Raw genomic sequence first — 14462 nt, forward strand, 5'->3', positions numbered from 1 at the left:
GCCACCGCTTCATCGCCGCCGTTGACTCGCTAGGAGCCTCAGAACTTATGGGGCAGAACGGACCTTTTCGTATCAGTGCGTCAACATCACAACCGCACCGACGAGCCATTGCGTCCCTCGATAAGGTGACCAAATGTCGCCAAATCATCACTCGTCGCTACCATCTCGACCGTGAACTCCGCAGCCCGCCGCATCGGCAGAACTCTCGCTCTCGTACTCCCCGTCGTCCTCGTACTTTCGGGGACCCTCGCGGTCACCCGCGTCCCCTGGGCGTCGACGGCCACCGACTCACAGGTGCTGACCGCGTCTTCCGGAACGGCTTCCACGAAGGCCGGCCCGCGCGCCCGCGAGGACGCCGTCCGCAAGCAGCTCCTGATCGACGTCCAGCGACGCAACCCCGGCGTCGCCCTCACCCACCTCCAGGAGGCGGTCACCGAGCACCCCTCGCTGGCCAAGCGCTGCGCCTACCTCGCCCGCCAGATCGGCCGGGCAGCGGTTGCCAAGTACGGCGGCGCCGCGCACCGCGCCCAGGCCTTCTCGCGTCCGGTCTGCGACACCTCCTACGCCTCCGGTGTCGCCGCCGCCGCTGCCCGCTGACCGCTCTTCGCGCATCGCCCTCCGCACAGTCGTCCTCCGCACAGTCATCCCGTCAGTCGCACACTGGCGCACACAGGCACCTTCACCTATCGGCACCGGCGCACACTGCCACCTTCACCTATCGGCACCTTCGCATCGCGGGGACCGCATAGGCTGCGAACCATGACCGACGCCCCCCGTCCGTACCCCACACAGGCCGTGATCCTGGCCGGCGGCCAGGGCTCACGTCTCCGCCCGTACACCGACAACCGCCCCAAGCCGATGGTCGAGATTCCCGGGACCGGGACCCCGATCATCGGCCACCAGCTGAACTGGCTGGCCGAGGAAGGCGTCACGGACGTCGTCGTCTCCTGCGGCCACCTCGCTGGAGTGCTCCAGGACTGGCTCTCCGAGGCCCAACTGCCGTTGCACGTCACGACGGTTGTCGAGACCGAACCGCTGGGCCGTGGCGGTGGCCTCAAGTACGCGGCCGGCGCGCTGCCCCGTCCGGACGAGCCCTGGTACGCCGCCAACGGCGACATCTGGACCCGCTTCCCGCTTCGTGAGATGGCCGCCTTCCATCACGAACGCGACGCCGAGGCCACCCTCGCGCTGGCCCGGCCCCGCATCCCCTGGGGCGTCGTGGAAACCGACGCCTTCGGTCACGTCCTCGACTTCATCGAGGCGCCGCCCTCGCCGTACCTGGTCAATGCGGGCGTCTATGTCTTCTCCGCCCGCTTCACGGACCTGCTCCCCACCCGCGGCGATCATGAACGCACCACCTTTCCCCGCCTGGCGCGCGAACGCCGCCTGGCCGGCTTCCCGCTCCCGCAGGGCGCCTACTGGCGCGCGATCGACACGGCCAAGGACCTCACGGAGGCGGCCAAGGAGCTGGGCTCACAGGGGCGTTGAGAGCCCATGCGGTTGAGAGCCCATGCAGGGGCCGCCAGAGGCTGCTACGCGCATCCGCCGCATCTGGGCATCCGCACCACGTCCACACACCACGTCCGCCCACCCCTTCGGGGGTGGGCGGACGTATGCGGAGGTATCCCGAGGAGGACAGGCCCTAGCCCAGCAGCCCGCCCAGCGTGTTGCCGCGGCCGGAGTCTCCGGAACCGCTGTTGCCGGAGGAGCCCGTGCCGGACGTGCCGCCGCCCGTGCCGCCCGATGTGGACGGGGCGCGGGTCGGGGCGGGGGCGCGGGTCGGGGTGGTCTGCTGGGGGGCGCTGGAGGTGGCGCCGGGCTGCTGCGAGAGACCGCCGGTGCGGCCCGTCACACGGCCGGTGCCCGACGTGGGCGTGGCCGCCCTGCCCGGCGTACGGGCCCGGTGGGACGCGCCCGTGGAGGGCGTGCCGGGGCGGGGGGCGCCGGTGCCGATGCGCCGCTCACCGGGGCGGGGGGTGCTCTTGCCGGGGCGGGGCAGCGGCGAGCCGGGCAGGTTGTTGACCGGGGGCTCGCCGGGCCGCGGCACGGTCGCGACCGTGGCGGACCGTACGGCACCGCCCAGGAGCGAGCCGATGAGCAGGGTCAGCCCGGCCACCATCGCGGTCATCATGGCACCACGGCGCAGCACCCTGCGTCGCAGGTCGCCGACCTCGACCCGGGGGCCGAGCCGCCGCCACGCCTCGCCGGCCAGCCGGCCGTCGAGCGAGTAGACGGGGGCGCCCGCGATGATCAGCGGGCTCCAGGCGGCGAGGTAGATGATGTCGGGGGCGTCGTACGCGGGAACCGTACGCCAGCTGACGGTCATCAGCAGCGCCGCGGAGAGCAGCGCACCGATCGCCGCGGCGACCCGCTGCCACAGTCCGCAGATGGTCAGTACGCCGACGACGACCTGGAGGAAGGCGACGGTCAGGCCCGCGCCCACAGGGTGCGCGACGGCGAAGTCCCGCAGCGGCACGGCCAGCGCCCAGGGGTGGAGCGAGAGCAGCCACGTCACCATGGAGCCGCGCTCTCCGCCGTCGAAGTAGACGGGGTCGCAGAGCTTGCCCATGCCGGCGTAGACCGAGATCAGGCCGAGGAAGACGCGCAGCGGGAGGAGCACGACGCCGAGGTTCATCCGGCGGCCGGGATAGTACGCGTGGCGCACGGTGTCGACGCTGCGCCGCCTGCCACCGGTGGCGTAGCGGCCGTGCACCCCGAAGCGGTCGTCGCCGAACCGGTCGTCACCGTAGCGGTCGTCGTCGTAACCGTCGAAGCCGTCGTAACCGTTGTCGTCGCAGCCGTCGTCGTCCCGATCGAGGGCGCTGCGGTAGCGGTCGGTGTGGTCGCTGTGGTTGCTGTGGTCATCGCCGTACGCGGTGCCCGTGCGGCGGACGCCGGGCATCAGGGTGGTGTCGGAGTCGGCGGGGCCGCGCTGGCCGATCACGGTCTGGGACGGCGTGGTCTGGGCGGGCGGGGGGTCGTCGAGGCGGACCCGGGGCAGGACCTGGGTCGTGCCGACGTCCTCGCCCTGACCGCCGTCGAGGCCGATGCCCGAGTTGCGCACCGCGTGCAGGAGTTGCGTGGTGGCGCCGGCCTGGCCGCCCGGTGCGGTGCGGCCGCTCCACACCACAGGTGCCCGGCGCCGGGCGCCGGAGGCCGGGCGCGGGACGGCGGGGATCCGCGCGGTGTCGGCCATGGCCGCGCCGGTCACCGGTGCGGCGAGCTGTACGCGGAAGCTGGCGTGGTTGACGATGACCTGCGCGGGATCGCACGGCACCTTGACCGAGCTCAGGCCCGGCTCGTCATCGAAGCCCGGCGAGCGTCCCCCCGAAGGCGTGCGGGGTGTTCTGGTGTCCACGCTCATCTAACCGAGTGACTCGCGTATAAGACACTGCCTCGGCCGTCCCGATCTGTCCGAGGCCCGTCAAGACGATCACGGGATGCCCGGAAGACGGACGGAGGGTCACGTTATGCCCTGAGATGCGTGAGGTGCGCGAGGTGCTGAGGTACGTGAGGTGCGTGAGGTGCGTACGGGTGCGGCGCGCCCAGTCGCACCCGTACGACGTCATCACGCCCGTACCCGTACGTATCCGTACGGCCCCAGGGCCGACCGACGGGCTCAGCCGCGCCGCCGCGCCGCCTCCCACAGGACGACACCGGCCGCGACACCGGCGTTCAGCGACTCCGCACCGCCCGGCATCGGAATCCGTACGCGCACGTCGCAGGTCTCCCCGACGAGCCGCGACAGGCCCTTGCCCTCGCTGCCGACGACGATGACGACCGGGCCGTCCAGGACCTCCAGGTCCTGGAGCTCCATCTCGCCGTCCGCCGCCAGGCCGACGACCGTCAGGCCGGCCTTCTGGTACGACTCCAGCGTCCGGGTCAGGTTGGTGGCACGGGCCACCGGCGTACGGGCCGCGGTGCCCGCCGAGGTCTTCCAGGCGCCGGCCGTCATACCGGCGGCGCGGCGCTCCGGTACGACCACGCCGTGGCCGCCGAAGGCGGAGACGGAGCGGACGACGGCGCCCAGGTTGCGCGGATCGGTGACGCCGTCCAGCGCGACGATCAGCGGGTCCTCACCGATGTCGAAGGCGGCCGCGGAGAGGTCCTCCGGGTGCGCGTAGTCGTACGGCGGGATCTGCGCGACCAGGCCCTGGTGGTTGAGGCCGTTCGTCATGCGGTCCAGCTCGGCGCGCGGCGCCTCGAGGAGGTTCAGCCCGCGCTCGGTGGCGAGCTGCAGCGCCTCGCGTACCCGCTCGTCGCTGTCGATGAACTGCTGCACGTACAGCGTGGTGGCGGGCACGCCCTCGCGCAGCGCCTCGACGACCGGGTTGCGGCCGACGACCAGCTCCGCGGTGCCCTTGGCGCCGCCGCGCCGCGGGGCCGGGCGCTTGGCCGTCTGCTTGGCCTTGGCGTTGGCGATGCGGTTCTTGACGTGTCCCTTGCGCGCGGAGGCGGGCGGGGTCGGGCCCTTGCCCTCCAGGCCCCGGCGCCGCTTACCGCCGCTGCCGACCTGCGCGCCCTTCTTGTTGGACGTGCGGCGGTTCCTGCGCTGGCTGTTGCCGGCCATGGGTCACCTGTTTCTTCACTGCTCTCGACGTCTCGCGACGTGGAGTGGGGACGTACGTATGGATTGAGTGTGGCCCGTCGCCACCCGGAAGGGCGAATCCCGGGCGTGTGGCTACGGAGCGCGAGCGGGCCGGTACACGGCTCGCGGCAGTGCGGTCAACCGCTCACAGCACTGCGGTCGACCGCTCACAGCACTGCGATCAGGACAGTGACCAGCGGGGGCCGGAGGGGGTGTCCTCGATCGACAGGCCGGTCTGCTGGAGCTGGTCGCGGATGGCGTCGGCGGTGGCGTAGTCCTTGCGGGAGCGGGCCGCCTGGCGCTGTTCCAGGACGAGGCGGACGAGGGAGTCGACGACCCCGTGGAGGTCCTCACCCCGGCCCGCGCCCCCGGACCAGTGCTCGTCGAGCGGGTCCAGACCCAGCACCCCGAGCATGGCGCGCAGCTCGGCCAGCCGGGCCACCGCGGCTTCCTTGTCGTCGGCGCTCAGGGCGGAGTTGCCCTGGCGGACGGTGGTGTGCACGATCGCCAGCGCCTGCGGTACGCCCAGGTCATCGTCCATCGCCTCGGCGAAGGCCGGCGGCACCTCGGCGGCCGGCTCCACCGCACCGCCGGCCAGCTCCACCGCACGCTGTACGAAGCCCTCGATCCGCGCGAAGGCCGACTCCGCCTCCCGCAGCGCCTCCTGGCTGTACTCGATCATCGAGCGGTAGTGCGGGGTGCCCAGGTAGTAGCGCAGCACGATCGGGCGCCAGCGCTTGACCATCTCCGAGACCAGGACCGAGTTGCCGAGCGACTTGGACATCTTCTCGCCGCTCATGGTCACCCAGGCGTTGTGCGACCAGTACGCGGCGAAATCGTCCCCGAAGGCCTTGGCCTGGGCGATCTCGTTCTCGTGGTGCGGGAAGACGAGGTCGACGCCGCCGCCGTGGATGTCGAAGGCCGAACCCAGGTACTTGTGGGCCATGGCCGAGCATTCCAGGTGCCAGCCCGGCCGGCCGCGGCCCCACGGGGTCTCCCAGCTGGGCTCGCCCTCCTTGGCGGCCTTCCACATCGCGAAGTCGCGCGAATCCCGCTTGCCCGTCTCGCCCTCACCCGATGGCTGCTGGAGGTTGTCCAGCTCCTGGTTGGACAGTTGCAGGTACCCGGGGAAGGACTTCACATCGAAGTAGACGTTGCCGCCGGCGGCGTAGGCGTGGCCGCGCTCGATCAGGCCGCGCATCATCTCGATCATCTCGGGGATGTGGCCGGTGGCCCGCGGCTCGTATGTCGGACGCAGGCAGCCCAGGGCGTCGTACGCCGTGTTGAAGGCCACCTCGTTCTCGTACCCGATCGACCACCACGGCCGACCCTGCGCCTGCGACTTCGCGATGATCTTGTCGTCGATGTCCGTGACGTTGCGGACGAACGTCACGTCGTAACCGCGGTACGCGAACCAGCGGCGCATGATGTCGAAGTTCAGGCCGGACCGGATGTGCCCGATGTGCGGGGCGGCCTGCACGGTCGCGCCACACAGGTAGATCGAGACACAGCCCGGCACAAGCGGGGTGAAGTCGCGGATCTGCCGGGCGCTGGTGTCGTACAGGCGAATCGTCACGGAACCAGGGTAGTCGGAAGCGGGCAGTGCCCTGGGACGCATGGGCCGCACGGACACCGATCCGTGACAACGGGTCCGTGACAGGCGTCCGAGGTGCTGGATGCGGCGGCCGGCGTTCCGGATACGGGGGCCATACGGGGGGCCGGTGTCCCGTATACGGGGACCATACGGGAGGCCGGTGTGCCGGATGCGGCGGCCGGGTCGCCGGGCGCCGCATCCGCCCCCCCCATGTCAAGCTCCGGGCGCCGTTTCCGGCCACCCCAGGCCACCCGGCCGGCCCCCGCCCACCGCGCCACCTGGCCCTGCGGCTCAGGCCACCTCAAGCCACCTCGGACCACAGAGAAACGCGGAGAACTCAGGCCACGGAGAACACGATCGCCGTGGCGATCGCCGCCAGGCCCTCTGCCCGGCCCGTCAGGCCCAGCCCGTCCGAGGTCGTGCCGGAGACCGAGACCGGTGCCCCGACGGCGTCCGACAGCACCTTCTGGGCTTCCTGGCGCCGCTTGCCGATCTTCGGCCGTACGCCGACGACCTGGACCGAGACATTGCCGACCACGAAGCCCGCGGCCCGTACGATGCCGGCGGCCTCCTCCAGGAGGGCCACGCCGGAGGCGCCGGCCCACTCCGGGCGGTCGGTGCCGAAGTGCGTGCCCAGGTCGCCGAGTCCGGCCGCGGAGAAGAGCGCGTCGCAGGCGGCGTGCGCCACGACATCGCCGTCGCTGTGCCCGGCGAGCCCGTAACCGTCGCTCTCGGAGGCGTCCCAGAGCAGACCGGCGCACCACAGCTCCCGCCCCTGCTCAAAGGCGTGGACATCGGTTCCGATGCCCACCAGCGGTGTCGCGGACGGTTCAAACATAGCCATCGGTGGCCCTCCTTCGGGCGAGTACGGCCTCGGCCAGGACCAGGTCCAGCGGCCGGGTCACCTTGAATGCCTCCTCGTGGCCGGGGACGACCACGACCGGCGTGCCGAGTCGTTCGACCAGCCCGGCGTCGTCGGTGGCGCCCTCGCCCTCGACGACGGCGTGGTGCGCCTTGCGCAGGGTCTCGGGGTCGAAGCCCTGCGGGGTCTGGACGGCACGCAGCAGGGCCCGTTCCGGGGTGCCGACCACCGGCTCCGGCGTGCCCTGGGGCTGCGGCTCGACCTGCTTGACGGTGTCGGCGAGCGGCAGCGCGGGGACGACGGCGGGGGCACCGGCGCGTACCGCCGCGATCACCGCGTCGACGGTGTCCACCGGGACGAGCGGGCGCGCGGCGTCATGCACCAGGACGACGTCGATGTCCTGCGGCAGCGCCGCCAGGCCGAGCCGTACGGACTCCTGGCGGGTCTGCCCGCCGGGGACGACCACCAGGTCGGTGCGGTCGGCGAGCGGGTACTCGTTCAGCAGGCGGTCGACGTCGGCGGCGCCGTCGGGCGGGGCGACGACGACGATGAGCGAGACGGCGCGGGAGGCGGCCATCGCGCGGACGGCGTGCACCAGCATGGGGGTGCCGCCCAGCGCGCGCAGCGCCTTGGGCGTGCCGGGACCGAGCCGGACCCCGCGGCCGGCCGCGGGGATCACCGCGGCGGTGCGGACCGGGCGGGAGGGTTCTGACATCGTTGGCTCCGGAGTCCGGGCCGAGCCCGGAATTGGCGCAGACAGGTTTGTTTCCTCGGGCGGGGTGGGTATGGCCTGGGGGTACCCCTTGCTCGCAGAGCTCGGGGCCGTGCCGGGTGCGTCACGCCTTGACCGGACCCTTCCGTGACATCGGTCGAGTCAGCTGCCCGGGCCCGGCACACCACAGTGAGCCGGCGGTCCTCGCCGATCCCGGCGCAGATCGCCGCCTTACCGGCGGATACATCCCCTTACCGGCAGATACGTCCCCGCAGATGTGCCAGATATGCCGCAGCGCCCGGCAACAGGCCGTCTCTCCGTTCCGGAGACGGTCGTCACTCGGGCACCGCGGCATTGCTACGTCACTGCGTCGCTGTATCGCTACATCGTCACAACGAACAAGACGACGAACAAGACGAGCCAGCCGTCACGGCGAGTCGTCACTGTGCGACTTCGTCAGGACGCGAGGACCTCGTCGAGCAGGGCCTCGGCCTTGTCCTCGTTGGTGTTCTCCGCGAGGGCGAGTTCGCTCACCAGAATCTGGCGGGCCTTGGCGAGCATCCGCTTCTCACCGGCGGAGAGTCCGCGTTCGCGTTCGCGGCGCCACAGGTCGCGCACCACTTCGGCGACCTTGATCACGTCGCCGGAAGCAAGCTTCTCGAGATTCGCCTTGTAGCGACGGGACCAGTTCGTCGGCTCTTCGGCATACGGTGCGCGCAGCACCTCGAAGACCCGGTCCAGTCCATCCTGACCAACCACGTCGCGTACGCCGACGAACTCCGCATTGTCCGCTGGCACACGAACAGTCAAGTCGCCCTGGGCGACCTTCAGCACCAAGTAGGTCTTGTCCACGCCTTTGATCTGGCGAGTTTCGATGGCCTCGATCAGCGCGGCCCCGTGATGGGGATAGACCACGGTGTCGCCAACCTTGAACGTCATGTGACAGGTACCCCTTCCGTGGCTATCCATGCTAACACGGGAACGGGCCGTTCTGAATGGCGTTTTCGCAGGTCAGGGCATATCTCGGGGCTTGACAACAGCGGTCGGGACGTGCTTCTGGGGGTTCCGCGACAGGGGTATTCGCAGGTCGGAGGGGCTTCACGGGTGAACGGAAACGCGCCCGCCACACTCCGGGAAGGCCATGATCGACAGGCCGAACGTCCCGATTTGCACGGATCCGCATGAGCGACTTCCGCTACTCCGTTCGGATGCTCGCACACCCCTCGCGACCGAATCCGGAATTGATCACCTACCGGCCGGCGAAGAGGGTGATCAATTCCGCGAGGCCTTCACATTCCCTGCGAATACTGTTTTTCGCCGGGGATTCGTGACGGGAGAAACGGGTGGGGCGCCACTCGAACGGTCGCGTGGCGAATATTCGTCCCCGTTCCGGCCGTGTTCCCGCCGCGATCGCGGTAGCGATCCCGCCGTTCCCGGCAGCGTTCCTCCCTCGTCCCGGTCGCGTTCCGGTCGCGTTCCTGTCGAGGGATCTCAGGGAGAGATCTCGGGGAGGGAGCGGGGAGGGGTCTCCGTCGCCTTGTGCCGTCGTCCCGGACCGTTGTCCGCGGGCGACGGTGACGGGAGCGGTGACGGTGACGGGCCCGTGATCACCCAGGGGGCGGGTCGGGTGCGGCGGCGCGGGGACGGCTCGGTAACCTAGCGGCGCTGACACACCCTTAGGGCGGCTTTACGCGACCGTCGCATGACGCGTACGCGGCGCCGCCCAAGCCGTCCATCCGCGACCGGGCACGAACGTTCGGCCGCCGTAGCTCGTCAAGGAGATGCCGCCGCCGTGAGCCGCAGCCTTCGACGCGGCGTCCTCGCCGCCACCGTCCTTTCGCTCTCCCTCGCCACGCTGTCCGCGTGCGGGGCCGGGAACGACGCCCAGACGCTGGAGATCAAGCCGGACAACGCCTGGGCCGTCGCGGGCGACATCAAGGTCCTCAACGCCCTCGTCATCACCCAGCCCGATCTGAAGGCGAAGGGCCCGGCGGTGGTGTCCGCGACGCTGTTCAACAACGGCGGCAAGGACCAGAAGCTGACCTCGATCTCCCTCGACGGCACCAGCCAGTCCGCGAAGCTCTCGCCCGCCGACGGCGGCTCGGGCCCGATCACCGTGCCGGCCGGCGGCTCCGTCGTGATCGGCGGCAAGGGCAACGCCTCGGCCGTCCTGCCGAGCGGCCGGGAGGCCGTCCAGGACGGGAACGCGCAGCCGCTGACGTTCGACTTCAGCTCCACGGGCAAGGTGAAGCTGAGCGCCTTCGTCGTCCCGGCGAAGACCTACTTCAAGGACTTCGGCCCGTCGCAGGTTCCGCAGCCGCCGACCGGTACGGCCACTCCGGGCGGCACCGGTGAGCCCAGCCAGAAGGGCACGCCGTCCGGCAAGCCCACCGGCACCGCCACGCCGTCCTCCACCCCGGCGGGGACGGCTCAGGGCGAGCAGGCCGAGCACGGCGAGCACTGACCCCATATGCGTCAGGGGCGCCGGTCCGGGTCGGACCGGCGCCCCTGACGCATATCGCTGAATCCCTGAATCGCTGAACCACTGACCGCCGACCTACGGCTCGAACTTGTACCCCAGGCCGCGGACCGTGACCAGATAGCGCGGCGCCCCCGGATCGGGCTCGATCTTGGCGCGCAGCCGCTTGACGTGGACGTCCAGGGTCTTGGTGTCGCCCACGTAGTCGGCGCCCCAGACCCGGTCGATGAGCTGCATCCGGGTCAGCACCCGGCCGGCGTTGCGCAGCAGCATCTCCAGGAGGTCGAACTCCTTCAGGGGCAGATCGACCTTGCCGCCGGAGACCGTGACGACATGGCGGTCCACGTCCATCCGCACCGGGCCGGCCTCCAGGGCCTGCGGAGCGACCTCCTCCGGCTCGCCGCGGCGGCGCAGTACGGCGCGGATGCGGGCGACCAGTTCACGGGACGAGAAGGGCTTGGTGACGTAGTCGTCGGCTCCTATCTCAAGACCGACGACCTTGTCGATCTCACTGTCCTTGGCCGTCACCATGATGACGGGGACGTTGGAGCGGCCGCGCAGCTGACGGCAGACCTCGGTGCCGGGCAGACCCGGCAGCATCAGGTCCAGCAGGACGAGGTCGGCGCCGTTGCGCTCGAACTCGTCCAGGCCGTCGGGGCCCGTTGCCGCGACGGCGACCTCGAAACCCTCCTTGCGGAGCATGTACGACAGTGCATCGCTGAACGATTCCTCGTCCTCGACGACAAGCACTCGGGTCACGGAAGGACCTCCGGGGCTGGGTGAGCAGGGAGCGGATCGTTGAAGGTCTCGTACGGGCGGTCCTCGTCGGTCCGGTCCTCGTACGGGCGGTCCTCGTCGTCGAGGCCGTCCGCGGAGAGGCCGGCGGCGGGCCGCCCGCGGTCGCGTCCGGCGCCGGCTTCCGGCAGACGCAGGGTGAAGGTGGAGCCCTGTCCCTCGGCACTCCACACCGTGACCTCCCCGCCGTGCGAGGCGGCCACATGCTTGACGATGGCGAGGCCGAGGCCGGTCCCGCCGGTGGCGCGGGAGCGCGCCGGGTCCACGCGGTAGAACCGCTCGAAGATACGGTCCCGGTCCTTCTCGGATATCCCGATGCCCTGGTCGGTCACCGCGATCTCGATCAGGTCACCCCCGGGCGCGGGGACACGGCGTCCGGCGATCCCGACGCGGGTGCGCGCCGGGGAGTAGTTGACGGCGTTCTCGACGAGGTTGCCGAGGGCCGCGGCGAGCTGGCCGCGGTTGCCCCAGACGCTCAGGTCGGCGGTCCCTCCGGCGGCCATGGTGATCTGCTTCGCGCCGGCCTGATGGCGGCAGCGGTCGATCGCCTCGGCGACCAGCACGTCGACCGGGACCGGCTCGGCGTCCTCCAGCGGGTCGTCGTTCTGGACCCGGGAGAGGTCGATGAGCTCCTGGACGAGGTTGGTCAGGCGGGTGGCCTCGTTCTGCATCCGGCCGGCGAAACGGGTGACGGCCTCGGGGTCGTCACTGGCGTCCATCACGGCCTCGGACAGCAGGGAGAGCGCGCCGACGGGGGTCTTGAGCTCATGGCTGACGTTGGCGACGAAGTCGCGGCGGACCGCCTCTATGCGCCGGGCCTCCGTGAGGTCCTCGACCAGCAGCAGGACGAGCCGGGAGCCGAGCGGGGCGACCCGGGCGGAGACCGCCAGCGCCTCTCCGCGGCCGGTGCCCCGGCGCGGCAGATCCAGTTCGACCTGGCGTATCTCGCCGTCCCGGCGGGTGTCGCGGGCCATCTGGAGCATCGGCTCGACGGCGAGCTTGCCGCCGCGGACCAGGCCCAGCGCGTACGCGGCCGAGCTGGCCTTGACCACGGTGTCGGCCTCGTCGAGGACCACGGCGGAGGACCGGAGCACGGAGAGGACGGTGTCCACGCCGGGCGGCAGCTCGGTGTCGGTGTGCAGGGAGGTACGGGTGGGTTTGGCCTGGTCGCGCTCGCTCCAGCGGAACGCCAGCATGGCGAAGACGCCGGTGCACAGCCCGGCGATCGCTGCCACTGCGGCGACGGCCGCATCCACGTTCATGAGTCCAGAGTATGTGCCGGGTCGGACACTCCCCCAGCCTCGAGAGCCGCTGCTCGAACAGCCGTCGCCCAGAGTTCACCGTGGCGTTCACGCGGGTTCACTCCGGCGGCCGGGAGGCGGCGCGCGACCACCTGCCAGGTGCCCGTAGGGGATCCGGCGCGGGGCCCCGCCGCTCCCCCGTACGACGAGGTGAACCGTGCGGACGGCGTGACGGCCGGGACGGTGTCGCCCAGAGTTCACCTTCACGTCGGCACCGGTTCACCCCGGGTGGGACCGGAGGACGCGATCCGGCCGCAAGGTGAGGGGGCGGGTGACGCCGGGTGACGCATGGCGCCCTCCCGGTTCCTCTCCCCTTGAGGATCCGGACCCCTCCGGAGGGATCCGTCGGCCGGGTTGCTGGATCCTCCCGCGGGCCGAGTGGACCTCTCCCGCCGGGCCACTGACCGTGAGAGCGTGGGCAAAGGTCTTCCCGGCACCCCCTCCCACCTCCCCCACGCACCATGCGCCACGCGCCGAGCCCCACGCCCCAGAGAGCACACAGCCGCACCCCACACCCCCACACCACTCCCCCCCCACACACCCACAGACCCACAGACCCACAGACGCGAGAGAAGGTCACAGATGCGGGACGCGTACCACGAGGAGCTGGATTCGATCGGCGAGGGCCTGGTCGAGATGGCCCGGCTCGTCGGCTCCGCGATCGGGCGCGCCACCACGGCGATCCTCGACGCCGACCTCAAACTGGCCGAGCACGTCATCGCCGCCGACGAGAAGGTCGACGATCTCCAGCGCGACCTGGAGGCGCGGGCGATCGCCCTGCTGGCACGGCAGCAGCCGGTCGCCACCGACCTGCGGATAGTCGTCACCTCGCTGCGGATGAGCGCCGACCTGGAGCGCTCGGGCGACCTGGCCCAGCACGTAGCCAAGCTGGCCCGGCTGCGCTTCCCGGACACGGCCGTCCCACGGGACCTGCACGCCACGATCCTGGAGATGGGGCAGCTGGCGCAGCGCCTGATGGCCAAGGCCGCCGAGGTCATCATCACCAAGGACGTCGATCTCGCACTCCAGCTGGAGCAGGACGACGACGCGATGGACCTGCTGCACCGCGCCCTCTTCCAGCACCTGATGGACGACCGCTGGAAGCACGGCATCGAGACGGCCGTCGACGTGACCCTCCTGGGGCGCTACTACGAGCGCTTCGCGGACCACGCGGTCTCCGTCGCCAAGCGGGTCGTCTACCTGGTGACCGGCGAGCACGCCGACGAGATCACCGCGCCGACGGCGGTCGAGGGAGTGTAGGGAGCGTAACGACGAGGGCAGGGGCGAGCGCGGCGCAGCTCCGCCCCCCTGAGCCACCGTGCGCCGTTGACGTGTGCCTCCACGCGCCGTTGACGCGCCTTGTCACCGGGGCTTGCAATGGGCTGCGGTGACCCGCCGGGCATGACCCCACGGGCACCACGGCGACCCCTAGGAGGCAAGACATGGCACCTACGGCGCACTCGCACTCCCCCGGCCCAGCCGCCGCCCGGGACGACGACCCGGTGGCCGTCGACCGCCCTCGGCTCCCCCTGCTCGGCAACTGCGGCTGCGGCCCCGGCTGCAGCTGCGGCTGCCAGGCGGGCGGCCCCTGCCAGTGCGGCGGCAGCTGCGGCTAGCGAAACACCGGAAACACCAGCCACCCACGGCACAGCGTCACAACGGCCCCGGCCGGCCCACCGCCGACCGGGGCCGCTGCCTGCCCGTGATCCGGCCCGCCGGATCGCTGTCGCCAGGGGCCAGGGTTACACGATCCCGTAGACCAAAGCCCCGCGGGAGCCCGGAACGTCCTTACCGTTCTTGCCGTTGAACGCCTGGAGCGTGAACCGCTGTCCGTTGTGGAGCTTGGGCTTGTACGTCTGGCACTCGCCGCTGCCCTTGGTCATGTTGTAGCCGAAGAAGTTGCCGTCGTCCTCGATCGTCACCATGACGCTGAGGCCGTCGGCGGCGTTGTCGCACACCTTGAGCGTGTTGGTGGAGCTGTCGAACACGGCGCTCCCCTTGTTCATGTAGTGAGGGTGCGCCGTGTACGTGGCCGCGTATGCGGGCGAGGTCGCGAGCACGGTGGCTGCCGCGGCGAAGGCAGCAGCCCCCAGCGTCCGGGCGAAACGCATGTTTCCTCTTTCTCCAGGTG

Annotated in this window: 14 protein-coding genes; 5 read left to right on the forward strand and 9 right to left on the reverse strand. The window is 71.1% G+C overall.

Annotated elements, in window-relative coordinates; genetic code table 11:
• Positions 1–171 precede the first annotated feature (171 nt).
• Positions 172–597 (forward strand): hypothetical protein, encoded by a 426-nt coding sequence (locus ACFY12_RS29865; protein WP_390719040.1) that lies wholly within the window; start codon positions 172–174, stop codon positions 595–597.
• Between the two features lie 162 nt (positions 598–759).
• Positions 760–1488, forward strand: a complete 729-nt coding sequence (locus tag ACFY12_RS29870) for an NDP-sugar synthase (RefSeq protein ID WP_390719041.1) — start codon at positions 760–762, stop codon at positions 1486–1488.
• 154 nt (positions 1489–1642) lie between these two features.
• On the opposite strand, the gene ACFY12_RS29875 is transcribed toward ACFY12_RS29870, so the two are convergent.
• From ACFY12_RS29875 to ACFY12_RS29900, 6 genes are all read right to left on the reverse strand, one after another.
• On the reverse strand, positions 1643–3364 hold the full coding sequence (locus ACFY12_RS29875) for a hypothetical protein (protein WP_390719042.1): 1722 nt from the start codon (positions 3362–3364) through the stop codon (positions 1643–1645).
• Positions 3365–3619: 255 nt separating this feature from the next.
• The gene (gene rlmB, locus ACFY12_RS29880; protein ID WP_390719043.1) at positions 3620–4570 is read right to left on the reverse strand and encodes a 23S rRNA (guanosine(2251)-2'-O)-methyltransferase RlmB; all 951 of its coding nucleotides are present in this window, start codon (positions 4568–4570) and stop codon (positions 3620–3622) included.
• Between the two features lie 199 nt (positions 4571–4769).
• A complete protein-coding gene (gene cysS, locus ACFY12_RS29885; protein ID WP_390719044.1) occupies positions 4770–6164 on the reverse strand; it encodes a cysteine--tRNA ligase in 1395 nt (464 codons plus the stop codon).
• 355 nt (positions 6165–6519) lie between these two features.
• Positions 6520–7020, reverse strand: a complete 501-nt coding sequence (ispF, locus tag ACFY12_RS29890) for a 2-C-methyl-D-erythritol 2,4-cyclodiphosphate synthase (protein ID WP_390719126.1) — start codon at positions 7018–7020, stop codon at positions 6520–6522.
• On the reverse strand, positions 7013–7759 hold the full coding sequence (gene ispD, locus ACFY12_RS29895) for a 2-C-methyl-D-erythritol 4-phosphate cytidylyltransferase (protein ID WP_390719045.1): 747 nt from the start codon (positions 7757–7759) through the stop codon (positions 7013–7015). The genes ispF and ispD overlap by 8 nt, the downstream gene beginning before the upstream one ends.
• A gap of 453 nt (positions 7760–8212) precedes the next feature.
• On the reverse strand, positions 8213–8695 hold the full coding sequence (locus ACFY12_RS29900; protein WP_003953493.1) for a CarD family transcriptional regulator: 483 nt from the start codon (positions 8693–8695) through the stop codon (positions 8213–8215).
• A gap of 853 nt (positions 8696–9548) precedes the next feature.
• On the opposite strand from ACFY12_RS29900, the gene ACFY12_RS29905 reads away from it, so the two are divergent.
• Positions 9549–10220, forward strand: coding sequence for a DUF461 domain-containing protein (locus tag ACFY12_RS29905; RefSeq protein WP_390719046.1), 672 nt, complete (start codon positions 9549–9551; stop codon positions 10218–10220).
• Between the two features lie 93 nt (positions 10221–10313).
• Here the strand turns inward: ACFY12_RS29905 and ACFY12_RS29910 are convergent, their stop codons facing one another.
• Complete coding sequence (locus ACFY12_RS29910) at positions 10314–10994, reverse strand: response regulator transcription factor (protein ID WP_016572018.1); 681 nt, start codon at positions 10992–10994, stop codon at positions 10314–10316.
• The gene (locus tag ACFY12_RS29915; RefSeq protein ID WP_390719047.1) at positions 10991–12292 is read right to left on the reverse strand and encodes a sensor histidine kinase; all 1302 of its coding nucleotides are present in this window, start codon (positions 12290–12292) and stop codon (positions 10991–10993) included. The genes ACFY12_RS29910 and ACFY12_RS29915 overlap by 4 nt, the downstream gene beginning before the upstream one ends.
• Before the next feature lie 621 nt (positions 12293–12913).
• Between ACFY12_RS29915 and phoU the strand changes: the two genes are divergently transcribed.
• Positions 12914–13591: a phosphate signaling complex protein PhoU gene (phoU, locus tag ACFY12_RS29920; RefSeq protein ID WP_390719048.1), complete on the forward strand. Its 678-nt coding sequence runs from the start codon at positions 12914–12916 to the stop codon at positions 13589–13591.
• 182 nt (positions 13592–13773) lie between these two features.
• Positions 13774–13947 carry a hypothetical protein gene (locus tag ACFY12_RS29925; RefSeq protein ID WP_390719049.1) on the forward strand — a complete coding sequence of 58 codons (174 nt, stop codon included), beginning with the start codon at positions 13774–13776 and terminating at the stop codon, positions 13945–13947.
• Between the two features lie 126 nt (positions 13948–14073).
• On the opposite strand, the gene ACFY12_RS29930 is transcribed toward ACFY12_RS29925, so the two are convergent.
• Complete coding sequence (locus ACFY12_RS29930) at positions 14074–14442, reverse strand: hypothetical protein (RefSeq protein WP_390719050.1); 369 nt, start codon at positions 14440–14442, stop codon at positions 14074–14076.
• Positions 14443–14462: the final 20 nt, after the last annotated feature.

The sequence above is a fragment of the Streptomyces sp. NPDC001339 genome, from assembly GCF_042895955.1.
In the GTDB taxonomy this organism is placed as follows: domain Bacteria; phylum Actinomycetota; class Actinomycetes; order Streptomycetales; family Streptomycetaceae; genus Streptomyces.